At 42.5% G+C, this 14,349-nt stretch carries 13 protein-coding genes; 9 read left to right on the forward strand and 4 right to left on the reverse strand.

Translation table 11 applies throughout. The features are described 5' to 3' along the window. Window positions 1-191: 191 nt before the first annotated feature. Entirely contained in the window at window positions 192-1,082 is an 891-nt protein-coding gene (locus AC1DO4_RS15950) for a helix-turn-helix domain-containing protein (RefSeq protein ID WP_477417518.1), read from the reverse strand. Window positions 1,083-1,195: 113 nt separating this feature from the next. After that, complete coding sequence (locus AC1DO4_RS15955) at window positions 1,196-1,432, reverse strand: hypothetical protein (RefSeq protein ID WP_477417520.1); 237 nt, start codon at window positions 1,430-1,432, stop codon at window positions 1,196-1,198. Between the two features lie 374 nt (window positions 1,433-1,806). Here AC1DO4_RS15955 and AC1DO4_RS15960 point away from each other — a divergent pair, with 374 nt between their 5' ends. The 4 genes from AC1DO4_RS15960 to AC1DO4_RS15975 all read left to right on the forward strand — a co-directional run bounded on the left by AC1DO4_RS15960 (window position 1,807) and on the right by AC1DO4_RS15975 (window position 6,531). After that, window positions 1,807-2,829, forward strand: a complete 1,023-nt coding sequence (locus tag AC1DO4_RS15960) for a DUF3078 domain-containing protein (protein ID WP_477417522.1) — start codon at window positions 1,807-1,809, stop codon at window positions 2,827-2,829. Between the two features lie 280 nt (window positions 2,830-3,109). Then, window positions 3,110-4,438, forward strand: a complete 1,329-nt coding sequence (ffh, locus tag AC1DO4_RS15965; RefSeq protein ID WP_477417524.1) for a signal recognition particle protein — start codon at window positions 3,110-3,112, stop codon at window positions 4,436-4,438. A gap of 308 nt (window positions 4,439-4,746) precedes the next feature. Further along, a complete protein-coding gene (locus tag AC1DO4_RS15970) occupies window positions 4,747-5,520 on the forward strand; it encodes a hypothetical protein (RefSeq protein WP_477417526.1) in 774 nt (257 codons plus the stop codon). 111 nt (window positions 5,521-5,631) lie between these two features. Beyond that, window positions 5,632-6,531 carry a hypothetical protein gene (locus tag AC1DO4_RS15975; protein WP_477417528.1) on the forward strand — a complete coding sequence of 300 codons (900 nt, stop codon included), beginning with the start codon at window positions 5,632-5,634 and terminating at the stop codon, window positions 6,529-6,531. A 39-nt stretch (window positions 6,532-6,570) separates the two neighbouring features. Here the strand turns inward: AC1DO4_RS15975 and AC1DO4_RS15980 are convergent, their stop codons facing one another. Both AC1DO4_RS15980 and AC1DO4_RS15985 read right to left on the reverse strand, forming a co-directional pair. Continuing rightward, window positions 6,571-6,888, reverse strand: coding sequence for a type II toxin-antitoxin system VapC family toxin (locus AC1DO4_RS15980; RefSeq protein WP_477417530.1), 318 nt, complete (start codon window positions 6,886-6,888; stop codon window positions 6,571-6,573). Beyond that, on the reverse strand, window positions 6,875-7,042 hold the full coding sequence (locus AC1DO4_RS15985) for a hypothetical protein (RefSeq protein ID WP_477417532.1): 168 nt from the start codon (window positions 7,040-7,042) through the stop codon (window positions 6,875-6,877). The genes AC1DO4_RS15980 and AC1DO4_RS15985 overlap by 14 nt, the downstream gene beginning before the upstream one ends. A 141-nt stretch (window positions 7,043-7,183) precedes the next feature. On the opposite strand from AC1DO4_RS15985, the gene AC1DO4_RS15990 reads away from it, so the two are divergent. The 5 genes from AC1DO4_RS15990 to AC1DO4_RS16010 all read left to right on the forward strand — a co-directional run bounded on the left by AC1DO4_RS15990 (window position 7,184) and on the right by AC1DO4_RS16010 (window position 13,700). After that, window positions 7,184-8,764 (forward strand): M1 family metallopeptidase, encoded by a 1,581-nt coding sequence (locus tag AC1DO4_RS15990; RefSeq protein ID WP_477417534.1) that lies wholly within the window; start codon window positions 7,184-7,186, stop codon window positions 8,762-8,764. A gap of 189 nt (window positions 8,765-8,953) precedes the next feature. Further along, window positions 8,954-10,579, forward strand: a complete 1,626-nt coding sequence (locus AC1DO4_RS15995; protein ID WP_477417536.1) for a carboxylesterase/lipase family protein — start codon at window positions 8,954-8,956, stop codon at window positions 10,577-10,579. 250 nt (window positions 10,580-10,829) lie between these two features. Next, window positions 10,830-11,222 (forward strand): hypothetical protein, encoded by a 393-nt coding sequence (locus AC1DO4_RS16000; RefSeq protein ID WP_477417539.1) that lies wholly within the window; start codon window positions 10,830-10,832, stop codon window positions 11,220-11,222. A 166-nt stretch (window positions 11,223-11,388) separates the two neighbouring features. Continuing rightward, on the forward strand, window positions 11,389-12,039 hold the full coding sequence (locus AC1DO4_RS16005) for a hypothetical protein (protein ID WP_477417541.1): 651 nt from the start codon (window positions 11,389-11,391) through the stop codon (window positions 12,037-12,039). A gap of 122 nt (window positions 12,040-12,161) precedes the next feature. Continuing rightward, on the forward strand, window positions 12,162-13,700 hold the full coding sequence (locus AC1DO4_RS16010) for a YifB family Mg chelatase-like AAA ATPase (RefSeq protein ID WP_477417543.1): 1,539 nt from the start codon (window positions 12,162-12,164) through the stop codon (window positions 13,698-13,700). Window positions 13,701-14,349 lie beyond the last annotated feature (649 nt).

The following is a 14,349-nucleotide window of genomic DNA, read 5'->3' on the forward strand; positions in this document are numbered from 1 at the left end:
TTTTACGCAGTTCGCTGATTTTAGTTATCTGCTAATAAATAGATACTTAGCATTATATAACCTTTATTTGTTGCGCGTTTTAGCAAATAGCCCAAGCCATTACACCGCCCATACGGTTTTTATGTGCTAAAGAAAAAGAGCCACAACAAGGCCCCCTGGAATGATAAGTATGCTTAGAAAACACAAACATACTACCTGAACGCCATTGGCGCCAGCGAGGTTTGTTTTTTAAAGAAATTGGAGAAATGGGCCACCTGCTCAAAGCCCAGCGAGTACGAGATCTCGGATATATTCCAGTGGGTTTGTTTAAGCAGGATCTTGGCCTCCTGGAGGATACGGCCGCTAATAATATGGGTGGTGGTTTTGCCTGTATTTTCTTTAAGTACCTTGTTAAGATGGTTTACATGTACCGCCAGCTGATCGGCATAATCTTTGGCTGTACGCAGCTTTAATTTTTGATCTGGCGATTCGATAGGGAACTGCCGCTCAAGCAGCTCGTGAAACAGGGATGACACCCTTGCCACGGCTGTATGGCCTGGATAAAGTGCCACAGCGGGCTGAAGCTTTTGGCCCTGGTGGATAAGTTCTAAAATGTAGTTGCGCAGCAGATCATACTTGTACGCATAGTTTGATGATAGTTCCTGGTGCATTTTGCGGAAGATGGCAGTGATTCCCGAAGCTTCATCATCGCTAAGCTGGAAGATAGGATAGCCGCCGGGTTTAAAGATGGGCAAATCATCCAGCACAACCCCGCTTTTAGTCTGAACAAGGAAATCATCTGTAAAGATGCAGAAGTAGCCATGCTGGTCGTCGTCCAGCGGTTCCCAGTTATAGGGAATCTTTGGGGTAGCAAACAACAGGGCATTTTTTTCAATGTCGATCACTTTATCGGCATACTCCGCCTTGTTGTGGCCGTTTATTAAACTGATCTTATAATAAGCCCGCCTGTTATAAGGCATTGCGCCCTTTTTGTCAAGCTCATCAATGTTGAATACATTAAAATGGCCTATTTCTTTATTAATCCCCTCCGGAACAAGAGTTGCGGTTTGCTTATAAAATTCATCTAAGGTAATTACGTCCATAAGTTGCCCATTGTTGTAAAATCCCAATGCGGAGTAAATGTATGAACTTTAATAAGTTAAGGCATGCAAAAATCAATAATGCTACTTCTGTATAAAGTCATTTTTATAGTTAATTAAAATAAACCCAGATCACCTTTTGATCTGTCAAGATAACCCCATTCTTGGTCCCCGCCTAATGACGGATATTTAAAGCTATCATCTTTTAAAACCCTGTAAACCATCCAGCATATTAAAAGTGGGGATGCCAGGAACATGACGGCAAGCAGGGTGAGGGAATATCCGCTTGCAAATACAATTACGTAACAGACCAGGTAAATAGTTAGTATACTAACTACAGCTTTTGCGTTCATAATTTTAAATTTATATGATAACAAATGGCGTGAAAGCTATGTTTTAAACGGGATAAAATATTATTGCTCAAAAGTTGATTCAACTACGTTGTCTGTACTTTGTGGCTGTATATTCATAAGCTTAAAAATACAAAATCCCGTATGAAACGTGCATCCGGGATTTGCATATTCAATACTTAGCAAGCTGTTTTTTCGCTAAAAGTCTATATTTACCAGTGGCCTTACAAGACTTGCACTAAATCGGTTGCTGAATGAACAAAAGAAACTTTTGAAGACAATGTATTTATACACCAACTTCAAAAAATTAAAACCTTTATGCAACATTTTCGATTAATGATGTTATAAAAGGAGATTTTTGCTTTAATTTGTTGACTATGTTAAAAACCAGACTTGCCCTGCTTTCATCGGCACTAATAGCCTGCAGTATTTCGGTAAGCGCTCAGCAAACCGATACGCTGAAAAAGGACACCGTTAAAATTGATACCGCGCAGATTAACAAACTCAGGATCGATCCGCGTAAAAATTCTATTCCTACAAGGGTAAGGCCAATCCAGATTCAGCGCGAACAAATCCCGGTTACCCTGATCGATTATAAGGTAATCTACTGGAAAAAGGCTGTCATCTTCGGGCTCAATTTCAGCCAGTCGGCCTTTAGTAACAATTACAGCGCGGGTGGTGTAAATTCGGTGGCATTAGGGTCAAACTTTGTTTACCATACCGAATATAACAAAGCACCGTTTAGCTATGTATCCGAGCTTAACCTAACCTATGGTGTTGCCAAAAACAAAGGGCAGGGCAAGCGTAAAACCAACGACAGGATCTATTTTGATAATAAACTGGCCTCCCAATTATCCAAACACTGGTATTTTTTTGGAGCGCTCACGTTTGAGTCGCAATTTGATAAGGGGTTTAACTATATTGACCAGGGAAACGGCAAATTCGATTCGCAACTGATCTCGAACTTCATGTCGCCGGGCTATTTAACCGAATCAATAGGTTTTGAGTTCAAGCCCACCGGTTATTTCGATCTGCGTTTAGGTACCGGTACCGCCCGCCAAACATTTGTTACCGATACCACTATATATCATAACCAGCCGTCAAATTACGGCGTCCCCATAGGTCATACCGTAAAAAACGACCTGGCTTTCCAGATGGTGGCTCTTTTTGATAAAGACCTGGCAAAAAATGTTCATTTAAACGCACGTTACGCGCTGTTTATTCCTTATGGCGAATCGCCGAAATTTATAACCCACCGTATTGATGCGGTTTTGTCGGCCCGGGTAAACCGGTTAATAAACGTTACCATAAACGGCACCATGCTGTATGACAAACAAACAGCACGGGACGTGCAAGGAACCGAAGGATTGGCTTTGGGAATTTTATACAGGTTCCCGTAAGGTTTTAGTCATTGGTCATTTGCTTCGCGTCATTGGTCATTCGTGGGTTGCCTGGCCTGAACCAAACATGCCATAAGCAAGTGCGAAGCACCTCTGTGCTATACAAAGCAACCATGCAAAAGTCCTTTATCCTTTGTCCAAAAGTCCTTTGTCCGAAAATCCATTATCTTTTATCCCAAAAATCACATCGTCTTCGCGCGTCTTAAATCATCGTACACATCCTGCTTCAAATTAATTTTCAAAATCATACCTTTGTAACCTCAAAACTGGGATAATAATAATGTTTGAAAATCTTTCGGATAAACTCGACAGGGCCTTTAAGGTACTGAAGGGACAAGGAACTATTACTGAGATAAACGTGGCCGAGACCATGAAGGAAATTCGCAAAGCCCTTCTGGATGCCGACGTAAACTATAAAACCGCCAAAGCATTTACTGATGACGTAAGGCAAAAGGCTCTGGGTAACAATGTATTAACAGCCATATCGCCGGGCCAGCTGCTCACCAAACTCATGAGCGATGAGCTTACCGAACTAATGGGTGGCTCAACTGCCGAACTGGAGCTTAAAGCATCGCCAACCATTATATTAATTGCCGGTTTAAACGGTGCAGGTAAAACCACCTTTACGGGCAAGCTGGCCAATTACTTAAAAACACAAAAGGGCAAAAAGCCATTATTAGTTGCCGATGATATTTACCGCCCCGCGGCTATAGACCAGCTGCAGGTACTGGGTCAACAGATAGGTGTGCCGGTTTATGCCAACCTCGAGTCGAAAGATCCGGTGGCTATAGCCCGCGAGGGGATTGCCCTGGCAAAGCAAAACGGCCATAACGTGGTGATTATTGATACCGCCGGTCGTTTAGCTATTGATGAGGCCATGATGGTGGAGATTGAGCAGGTAAAAGATGCCGTAAAACCGCATGAGATCCTGTTTGTGGTAGATGCTATGACAGGCCAGGATGCAGTGAATACCGCCAAGGTGTTTAATGATCGCCTTGACTTTACCGGTGTGGTTTTAACCAAGCTTGATGGTGATACCCGTGGTGGTGCCGCGTTATCAATAAAATCTGTTGTTAACAAACCTATCAAATTTATTGGTACAGGCGAGAAGATGGAAGCGCTTGACGTTTTCCACCCCGATCGTATGGCATCCAGGATTTTGGGTATGGGTGATGTGGTATCCCTTGTTGAACGCGCCCAGCAGCAATTTGACGAAAAGGAAGCTGCTGAGCTGCAAAAGAAGATCCGCAAAAACAAGTTCGACTTTAACGACTTTTACAGCCAGATACAGCAGATCAAGAAAATGGGTAACATGAAGGATCTGATGGGCATGATACCTGGTGTGGGCAAAATGATGAAGGATGTGGAGATTGATGACAACGCCTTTAAAGCCATTGAAGCCATCATCCAATCTATGACGCCATTCGAAAAATCAAACCCCGAGACCATTAACCAAAGCCGCCGCAATCGTATTGCCAAAGGCTCGGGTACCGATCTTACCGAAGTAAACCGCCTCATGAAACAGTTTGACGACATGAAAAAGGTGATGAAGCAAATGAGCAACCCCGCCGCCATGGCCAGCATGATGCGCCGGATGCCGAAAATGTAAACAGTACCCCAATACCTTGATGAGGTATCAGGACATAATATTTGAAAACAAAACCTGTGGCAATATGCTATGGGTTTTGTTGCTTAAGCACATCTCTTCCCCGCCAAAACAAATACCTGGATTGTTCTCTTTTTTATAATATTATTGGCTTATTGTCTCCTGTTTGTCTACTATTATATACAGATGCAGGTATGTACTTGTGTTATTCTGTGCAAATTACCCCAACGGCATAACCTTTGTTTACATGTCGCCATGGTGCCGGTTTATTGATTTGGCATACCATACCATAAACTAAATAGAAAAACACAATGAAAAATTTATTAAAATCAGTATTGTTTACGGCTGCGTTATTTGCGACAAAAGCCAGCATTGCGCAAGTAAACGTAGGTGCAGCAACAGCAACAAAAATTGTTACCCAGGCAGCTTTACCATCAGTTAACGCAGCGGCAGTAGCTCAAAAAGCAGCAACCCAGGCAACCAATGTCAGCAACCAGGCTGTAGCCCAGGCTCAAAACGCGGCTGTGCGTACAGCCACCCAAACACAGGTTGCTACTAATGCCGCAGCAGGTGAGGCACAGGAAGTAGCAGCAAGCCAGGCAGCAAGCGTTAGCGGCAATGTTAATACAGCAGTAAGTACAAATGCCGCTGCTGCAGTTAACAAAGCAAACGTAGCAGCCGACGCTTCTGGTTCAGGAAGTTTAAATGGCTCTGCATCGGCAGATAAGGCGGCCAATGCAGCAGGTACTGCCGCAGCTTTATCAAAAAATGCTGCCGCCGACGCTTCAGCTAATGTTAATGCTAAAGCAAATGAAGCAGCCGCAACGGCAGCCGCAACAAAAGCCGCTACTGTTAAAACTGCTACAGCTACAAGCAGAAAAGTAATAGCCGCAAGAAAAAGCGTTAGCGTAAGTAACAAAGAAAGCTTAAAAGGTTCTGGAAGTGCCGCAACAACCTCAAAAAGTGCTAAAGTAGGTTTATCAAACAGTGGTTCATCTGCAACAACTGTAAAAGCCGGTAAAAAGAGCGCAGCTGTAGGCGCTTCGGGAAGTGGTTCGGCTAAAGTTAGCGCTGTTAAACAATAACATAAATTATAGTAATATCATTAACAAAAGGGCCACTAATGGCCCTTTTGTTAATTTGAAACCTGAGCATCCCCTATGAAAAAATATAAACTTATTATGTTACTCATAATTATGAGTAGCAGCATATCTTTATTTGCCCAGAAAAAAGATACCATAGCTAAAAAAACACAGGTAAAAGAGCTTTTTGTAAACGCCGGCCTTCAATATATCTCGAACCTAACCTATGCAGGCCGCCGCGACGAAAGTAGCGTGCCTTTGCTATTACCCACACTTACGCTGGTAAGCAAACATGGCCTTTTCCTGAGCGCAATCGGCTATTTCGACCTTAACGGCTCAAAATCAGGGGCCGAAGGTTTAAGCGTTACACCGGGGTACGTTTTTGGGTTTGATAGTAAAAAATATTATGGTGGTACAATTTCGGCAACCAAGTTTTTTATCACCAAGAGCAGCCCGATTATCCTTTCGTCTTTTGATGCCACTATTGACGGGCAATTGTATGCAAACCCGGATAATATTGTGAAACTGACAGTTGGAGGGAGTTATCGCTTTGGAAAAAACAACAGTCATGATATTATCAATACTGCTGAGCTATCTAAAGAAATCTTCGCTGTAAAGACCGGTGCAACCAAATTAAATGGTTTAAAGTTTACCCCTACAGCCACACTGTATGCCGGTACACAGTCGTTTTACCAAACCTATTATACCGAATCGCAGGTAACCCGCTCTGTAGAAACGCCGCAGAAACAAACACCCATCAATATATTGTTTCCTAATCAGCCTAAACAAACCATCATTACCCAAACCGTAACCCAGGAAAACCAAAGGGAGGTAAAGCAATACAAATTGCTGGCCTTCAGCGGATCGGTACCCATTACGTATGCAATTAACAAATGGCAGATAATTTTTACTCCTTACCTTATCAAACCATTTAACCAGGTTGATTATGTGAATAATACATCAAAAAACGGGCTTTACTTTTTGTTTACAGCAGGGGCGAGTATTACGTTTTAAGAGAGGGATAAACAGGCTGACAATTAGCTCTATTTTGCCTTAAATCAGGATCAATTCAAGGTCAGGGATAGATTTAAACCCTTTGTCTGAAGTTACGAGAGGTATTTGAAGATATTTGGATGTTGCAGCAATAATAGCATCAGGTGTCTTGACTTTCGTTTTCTGCCTTATTTCAATCGCGATTTTACGGATTTCTGATGTGAGCTCAAAAATAACGCAATCATCCAATAATGCGCGAAGAAGCTGTTTTTCTTTATGGCTTATTTTGTGCCAACCAAGTAATTCAATCTCTGAAATGGCAGATTCATGTACCGAAATCAGGAAGTTTGTATCGGCTAAAAAGCTAAGCCCATTCATCCCTAACCTGTTTTTGGTAATCAAGTTCGTCTATGTTTCTCTTAAGTTTTCCGAAATGCTTTCTTAAGCTTTTCTTTCCTGTTTCTTTAGAAAGTAGTTCAATTGCTTGCTGAACTTTCTCCTTAGTAACAGGTGTTTTTATTTCGATAGTCATAATCAAATATAATAATAAAAAGCCTCTTGCAATGCAAGGAATTAAACATAATTGTAATTGTTCTAATAAAAAGATAAGGCAATTCAGCGTCTACTTTTTATTAGCTTTGTATTAATCCGATATTTTACACTACCTGTTAATATGTATAAATACTTTGCTTTTATTTTTGTATTATTAGTATTTTCAATATCATCAAAAGCCCAGGTACCCGGCTTACCAATTGATGTACAGCACTACACATTTGCCTTACAGCTAAATGATGCCGATAATAACATCAAGGGCGAGGCAACGGTTGCAATTAAATTTATAAAAGATGTAAGCTCCTTCAGCCTTGACCTGGTTAAGAAAAACAGCGCAGGTAAAGGGATGACGGTATCATCCATAACCGAAAATGGCAAAAGCCTGAAATTTGAGCAGGATAGTGATGCGGTTAAAATATACACCCTTGTAAAAGCCCCAAGCAGGCATAGCTTTGTGATTAGTTACGAAGGTATACCGGCCGATGGACTCATCATATCAACCAATAATTTTGGCCACCGTACTTTTTTTGGCGATAACTGGCCAAACAGGGCACATAACTGGCTGCCCTGCGTTGATACCCCTGCAGACAAAGCCACCGTTGATTTTATAGTAACCGCTCCCAATCATTACCAGGTGGTATCCAACGGGCTGAAATTGGAGGAGAAACCATTACCCAACCAGTTAAAACTTACCCACTGGCAGGAAAATATAGTATTGCCCACCAAAGTAATGGTAATAGGCGTTGCCGACTTTGCCATTGACCATACCGGCGATGTAAGTGGCATCCCTATTTATACTTATGTATTCCCCGAGAATAAAGAGGTTGGATTTAAAAGCTACGCGGCAGCCAAAGAGATCCTTCCGTTTTTTATAAAAAATGTTGGTCCTTACAGTTATGAAAAACTGGCCAATGTGCAATCAAAAACCATATTTGGCGGCATGGAAAATGCAAGTGCAATATTTTATTTCGAGGAATCGGTTAACAGTAAAGGCATAGAGGAGTTGATGGCGCATGAGATAGCGCACCAATGGTTTGGCGATGGCGCAAGCGAAAAAAGCTTTGCTCACTTATGGCTAAGCGAGGGATTTGCTACCTACATGACCAACCTGTATCTTGAAAAGAAATACGGTATTGATACCTTAAAAAAACGCTTAACCCAGGATAGAAAAACCGTTTTTGATTTTGAAAAAAAGCGCATCACACCCGTGGTTGATACCGCAGTCAAAACCCAATACATGCAGTTACTGAACGCCAACAGCTACCAAAAAGGCGGCTGGGTTTTGCACATGCTAAGGCGAAAGCTGGGCGATGCCGTTTTTTGGAAAGGAGTAAGCAATTATTACACAAAATATAACGGACGCAATGCCAATACTGCAGACTTATGCCAGGTGATAGAGCAAGCAAGCGGCCAAAACCTGAAACCATTTTTTAAACAATGGTTAAGAACCGCAGGACATCCTGATTTGGGGATAACCTGGCAATATGATACAGCTAAACAAATGATCAATATCAACATCAGGCAAAAACAGAGCTATTTATATGAGTTCCCTCTTGAAATTGCTGTTGATGGCCATGTTCACAGTATGGTTGTAAAAAATATAACAACTACTGTACAGATCCCTTCGAAAGCCAAGCCGCAAGTTATAAACATCGACCCTGATATTAATTTATTAGCCTCGTTTGATGTAATGGCTAAATAGCTGATTGGCAATAAATATTTGTAATAAAGTTATTTCAAACTGTTGTAAAATAGAAATTTATAATTATCATTGTGTAATACCTACACAATGATAATTGTGGTTTGATGATCTTTTTCATTTACACAATTTCATAGTCGTGGTATAAATTATTCAGCCCCCGGATAATCCATAAACCAATTATAATAAACCATGAAAAAAAATTCCACATTTTGGACTTTGCTGGCGTTATGCCTGATGCCTGTATTTGGTTATTGCCAAAGTGGCGATGCCGTTGTTGCCGGCGAAAACGTAGCCGTAACCAGTACCGATAACGGGCAGGTGCGCGGCTATATTCACAACGGCACCTATAACTACAAAGGCGTTCCCTACGCACAGGCCAAACGCTTTATGGCTCCCGAAAAGCCAGCACACTGGCAAGGTGTACGTGCATCATTAGTTTATGGCGCGGTATGCCCTATTGACCCTACCACCACAGCTAATGACCCCATTGAATTTGGCTTTCAGCATAACTGGGGTTATATGAACGAGGATTGCCTGAAACTTAACGTTTGGACAACCGGCATTAACGACCAAAAGAAGCGACCGGTTATGGTGTGGCTGCATGGTGGTGGCTTTTCTGCCGGTTCGGCTATTGAATTGCCCTCCTATGATGGTGAAAACCTGAGCAAAAAAGGTGATGTGGTAGTGGTATCCATCAATCACCGGTTAAACCTGCTTGGGTTCTTAAATCTATCCGCCTATGGCGATAAATACAAATCATCGGCAAATGCCGGGATGATGGATATAGTTGCCGCGCTGCAATGGGTTAAGCAAAACATAGCCAGCTTTGGCGGCGATCCGGACAATGTGACCATTTTTGGTCAATCGGGCGGTGGTGCAAAGGTCTCCACGCTTTTGAATGCACCATCTGCTAAAGGGCTGTTTCAAAAAGCCATTGTTCAAAGCGGTAGTTATCGCAGCGATTTTATGACTGCTGATCTTTCTAAACGAATTGGTGCGGCTGTACTTGAGGCATTAAGCCTGCAACCGGCGCAGGTTGATTCTCTCCAGGCCATGTCATATGAGCGCCTGAGCGCTGCCACCAAAAAGGCAATGGCGAAAGTACAGGCACAGTTAAAAGCGGAAGGAAAGCCGGTAGGCGCTTTTGGCCTGATGTGGGAGCCATCGGTTGATGGGACTTTTTTACCGTATAACATAAGTGACCCGGCAGCTATTGAAATTTCAAAGAATATTCCGCTATTGGTAGGATCAACCAAAACCGAGTTTATGGCTTCACTTATCAACCCGGCAATAAGAAATTATACGCTTGATGAAGTTAAAACCAACCTGGAAAAGAAATATGGCGATAAAACAGACACTTACATGGCCGAAGTTTTAAAAGCCTATCCGGGCACAGTAAAACCATCCGATTACCTGGATATCGACCTTGCTACTTTCAGGCCGGGTGTTATTCGCCAGGCAAATGCAAAGGCTATTGCCGGTGCAGCACCTGTTTATATGTATATGTTTACCTGGCAATCTCCCGTGGCCGATGGTATGTTTAAATCTATCCACTGCATTGATATCTGTTTTGAGTTTGATAACATCAGGCGATGTGAGGAAATGACCGGCGGTGGCAAGGAAGCATATGCCTTAGCCGCTAAAATGAGCCAGGCATGGATCAATTTTGCACGTACAGGTAATCCTAATGCCAAAGGCCTGCCCAACTGGCCTGCATACACCGCTCAAAACGGGGCAGCTATGTTGTTTGATAATAAGCCGGAGGTAAAGTTTCACCATGATGCCACTTTACTTCAAATGGCATCAGCAAAATAAATGAACATTAAACTTTCACATCATATAAAAACGGCCGCTTTTCCGGCCGTTTTTTGTTGCATTACAAGCATACGTGAGTGTGCGTTTTATAATTGCATTATGCCGTTACTTAAACATTACTTACCAACAGTTAAATTTTGTTAATAATAACGCTTTTACGCAACAAAATTTTGCAGATTGCGTTAATAACCAAATAACAACCAAGAACAGGTTGATTATTTTGAATATTTAACCCTAAAACCCTAACATTATGAACGCATCAGGAATCTCAAAATCCATTTATGTAACAGCTTACAGGTGGAGTGCAAAAAATTTCGGACAAGGTGGCTTACCTAAGTTTAATTCACTTTTTGGTGTAAGTTTCCTGATGATCCTTTTATTAACCAATTTGTTGGTGCTCACCCAGCTTTGCTTAAGCCAGCAGTGGTTTAATATAACCGATGTAACTGCTACCGTTATGCTTTTGGCAACCACCGGGGTTTTACTGCTAAATTATTTTATCCTGCTTAACAATGGCCGGTTCAAAAGATGGAACATTGCGTTTGAAAAACTGAGCAAAAATCACCAAAAAGTATGGTCGGTTATGCTGATGGCTTATGCAGTAATCTCCTGCATTTTTTTTCTTTTTGTAAACAGTATCTAATGATCAAAATCCGAATTTAAAGTTCCGCCTTATAAAATATTGTTGCCTTATGCCCTTAAAGTTAACCCTCAGTTTACTTTAAGGGCTTATTATTTTAAAGAATAGTATGTTATTTTGCGGGTGTATAGATATACATTTGTATACCGTTTAATAGTACTATACAACCATGAACACTATCACAAAATTTAGCTTACTTATTGCCTTAATTATCGGCTCTTCAACACAAACCCTAACTGCACAAACCAAAGCAGACATTTTTAACCCCAAAGTACCTGTAACCTGGTTGGGGATGGATTTTTCGCAAATGCGGTTTATTGGTTCCGAAGCTGCCTATAAAGCATCTGGCGAACTCATAAACACCGAATTTGTAAATAAACATATCCCCGCATGGGCCAATCTTTTTTTAACCGAACCTAAAACCTATGATGTGGCGAGGGCTGCTCATCGCGATACAATACACTTTGCTTTTAAGGTGACCGAAAAGGCCAACAGCGCAATCACTAAAAACTTTTTTACCGATAACCCACGCGATTATAGCACCCTGAGAGAAAAAGACATTGTAGAACTGGTTAAAAACTACGACTTCCAGGGGCAGAAGGGATTAGGTATGATGCTTATTGTTGAGGGCATGAACAAAGGAATACACCAGGCCGGGGCCTGGGTAACGTTTGTAAATATGGATGATAAAGCCGTATTGCTTACTGTTTACAAAGAAGGCCGAAGCCGTGGTTTTGGCTTTCGTAATTACTGGGCGCACTCCTGGTACAATATTCTGAAGGATTTCAGAGATGATTTTGATACCTACAAGAAAAGATAAACCAAAAAGGCGCCGTGCAGGCGTTTTTTTGGTTTGATTATTTTCCTTTAAAGTCATTTATATATTGTGCTTATACAATAATTAAAAATTTTTATCTTTCGCTTTGATTAAACTTTATCATAGTGTTGGTTAAAACTTTTGGCAGTGCGGTTTATGGTATTCAGGCTATCACCATAACGGTTGAGGTAAATATTGCGGCGGGTACTAAGTACTTTATAGTTGGCCTGCCCGACGTGGCCATAAAAGAAAGCTATTTCCGTATCGATTCGGCTTTAAAAAACTGCGGTTTCCGGATGCCCAGGCAGCAGGTGGTAGTGAACATGGCTCCTGCAGATATTAAAAAAGAAGGCTCGTCTTACGATCTTACCATTGCCACCGCCGTTTTAGCCGCCTCCAGCCAGTTAGATGCCGAGAATCTGGATAAGTATATCATCATGGGCGAACTGTCTCTTGATGGTAGCCTGCAGCCCATTAAAGGCGCGTTGCCCATTGCCATACAGGCCCGCAAGGATGGTTTTAAAGGTTTCATCCTCCCCAAACAAAATGCGCGCGAAGCTGCCATAGTAAACGATTTGGAAGTTTATGGTGTGGAAAGCATCAAAGAGGTAGCCGGTTTTTTTAATGGCGACCTAAAACTGGAACAAGTGGTAGTGAATACCCGTGAGGAGTTTTATGATAGCCTTTGTAATTACGACAGCGATTTTAGCGAGGTGCGGGGACAGGAAAACATTAAACGCGCATTGGAAATTGCCGCTGCGGGAGGCCATAATGTAATATTGATCGGTCCGCCGGGGGCAGGCAAAACCATGCTGGCCCGCAGGCTGCCTTCCATTTTGCCGCCGCTGAGCCTGTACGAGGCATTAGAAACCACCAAGATCCATTCTGTAGCAGGAAAACTCGCCGCCGCCGATGCTTTGGTTACCATACGGCCCTTTAGGAGTCCGCACCATACCATTTCGGATGTGGCTTTAGTAGGCGGAGGAAGCAACCCGGCACCCGGCGAGATTTCGTTGGCCCACAATGGCGTTTTGTTTTTAGACGAATTACCGGAGTTTAAGCGCAGCGCACTGGAAGTAATGCGCCAGCCACTGGAAGAACGCAAGGTAACTATATCAAGAGCTAAGTTTACGGTTGACTATCCTTCGAGTTTTATGTTGGTGGCAAGTATGAATCCATGCCCATGTGGGTACTATAACCACCCGGAGAAGGAGTGTATTTGCCCACCAGGGATGGTGCAAAAGTATCTGAGCAAGATCTCTGGTCCGTTGTTGGATAGGATTGATCTGCATGTGGAGGTTACACCGGTTAATTTTACCGAACTATCATCAGACAGACTGGCCGAAAAAAGTGAGGAGATCCGCGAACGGGTAATAAAAGCCCGCGAGATCCAAATAGAACGCTTTGGCAACCGCCCCGACCTGCATGCCAACGCCCAGATGAGCCCCCAAATGGTGCGCGACCTGTGTAAAATAGATGCCGCCGGTCAAACCCTGCTCAAAAAAGCCATGGAAAAGCTTGGCCTGTCTGCCCGGGCCTACGACCGCATCCTGAAGGTAGCCCGCACCATAGCCGACCTTGCCGGCAGCGAAGAAATAAAGCTGGAGCATTTAGCAGAGGCCATACATTTCAGAAGTTTAGACAGAGAGGGGTGGGCAGGATAATTATAGTTGAGACAGAGTCTCAAGGCATAGTGGTCCGTAGTCGGAGACTTCGGACAGCAGGATTTATATAGCATCTATTAATTATAGTTCACATAAATCTTAGAGGCTGTCTAAATTTGATTTACTAATGTTTTTATGCTCTAATGAAGCACATAACAACCCGTCATTGCGAGGTACGAAGCAATCCCCGCCTTACAGCTACCGTGTGTACGCATCTCTTTAATTAAAGAAAATGTCATTTCGATTGAGCGAAAGGGGAAAAGATGGGGGGCGCGAAAGAGAAATCTTATGCGACAGACAGTCAGCCATGCATGCTTTAGAGCAGGGTGCAGAAGATTTCTCCTCACTCCAGTGCTCAATTCCCTCCCTGGTTCGCTCGAAATGACTATCGGTTTTTAAGTATCGATAGAATCTAAAAGATGTGTACACTCGGTAGGCCTTACAGAGTAGCTTTACAAATCCGATCTGCACAGTTTGGGATTGCTTCGTACCTTATAATGACATGATTGTAAGTTATTGATTATCAATATGTATTTTCTACACATAAACCCGTCATTGAGAGGAACGAAGCAATCCCCGATTTACAGAGTAGCTGTGCAAATCCGCTCTGTATTTTGGGGATTGCTTCGTCGTACCTCCTCGCAATGAC

This window comes from Mucilaginibacter sp. P5_A6, from assembly GCF_056400585.1.

Excerpts from the sequence above, each read along its gene's own strand:
- AC1DO4_RS15950 (WP_477417518.1), bottom strand. The coding sequence starts at position 1,082 with ATGGACGTAATTACCTTAGATGAATTTTATAAGCAAACCGCAACTCTT.
- AC1DO4_RS15955 (WP_477417520.1), bottom strand. The coding sequence starts at position 1,432 with ATGAACGCAAAAGCTGTAGTTAGTATACTAACTATTTACCTGGTCTGT.
- AC1DO4_RS15960 (WP_477417522.1), top strand. The coding sequence starts at position 1,807 with ATGTTAAAAACCAGACTTGCCCTGCTTTCATCGGCACTAATAGCCTGC.
- ffh (WP_477417524.1), top strand. The coding sequence starts at position 3,110 with ATGTTTGAAAATCTTTCGGATAAACTCGACAGGGCCTTTAAGGTACTG.
- AC1DO4_RS15970 (WP_477417526.1), top strand. The coding sequence starts at position 4,747 with ATGAAAAATTTATTAAAATCAGTATTGTTTACGGCTGCGTTATTTGCG.
- AC1DO4_RS15975 (WP_477417528.1), top strand. The coding sequence starts at position 5,632 with ATGAGTAGCAGCATATCTTTATTTGCCCAGAAAAAAGATACCATAGCT.
- AC1DO4_RS15980 (WP_477417530.1), bottom strand. The coding sequence starts at position 6,888 with ATGAATGGGCTTAGCTTTTTAGCCGATACAAACTTCCTGATTTCGGTA.
- AC1DO4_RS15985 (WP_477417532.1), bottom strand. The coding sequence starts at position 7,042 with ATGACTATCGAAATAAAAACACCTGTTACTAAGGAGAAAGTTCAGCAA.
- AC1DO4_RS15990 (WP_477417534.1), top strand. The coding sequence starts at position 7,184 with ATGTATAAATACTTTGCTTTTATTTTTGTATTATTAGTATTTTCAATA.
- AC1DO4_RS15995 (WP_477417536.1), top strand. The coding sequence starts at position 8,954 with ATGAAAAAAAATTCCACATTTTGGACTTTGCTGGCGTTATGCCTGATG.
- AC1DO4_RS16000 (WP_477417539.1), top strand. The coding sequence starts at position 10,830 with ATGAACGCATCAGGAATCTCAAAATCCATTTATGTAACAGCTTACAGG.
- AC1DO4_RS16005 (WP_477417541.1), top strand. The coding sequence starts at position 11,389 with ATGAACACTATCACAAAATTTAGCTTACTTATTGCCTTAATTATCGGC.